Source organism: Methylobacterium sp. J-077, from assembly GCF_022829365.1.
Lineage (GTDB): Bacteria > Pseudomonadota > Alphaproteobacteria > Rhizobiales > Beijerinckiaceae > Methylobacterium.
In genome coordinates, this window is the sequence record NZ_JAKSYJ010000092.1 from 1 (window position 1) to 370 (window position 370).

The window sequence follows — 370 nt, forward strand, 5'->3', positions numbered from 1 at the left end:
TGGGTGACGTTCTGCCAGTCCTACGCGGCGGAATGTGCGGTGGACCGGAGCGAGCCGGCCCGCATCAGCCTCACCCCGGCGACCTGGGCGACGATCGTCTCGGTCAACCGCCGGGTGAACAAGTCGGTCGAGCCGATGACCGACATGGAGCATCTCCACGTCGCCGACCGCTGGGACCTCGCCGAGGACGGCATCGGCGATTGCGAGGATTTCCAGCTGCTCAAGCGCCACCTGCTGGCCGAGGCCGGCCTGCCCCGGCGGGCGATGCGCATGACCGTGGTGATCGACGAGAAGGGCGAGGGCCACGCGGTCCTGACCCTGATCACCGACCGGGGCGACCTGGTCCTCGACAACAAGACCAACGCGATCG

1 protein-coding gene is annotated in these 370 nt (G+C 68.6%); it reads left to right on the forward strand.

Annotated elements, in window-relative coordinates:
- The coding region (locus MKL11_RS06685) for a transglutaminase-like cysteine peptidase (RefSeq protein ID WP_243941494.1) at positions 1-370 on the forward strand (370 nt) is incomplete at both ends.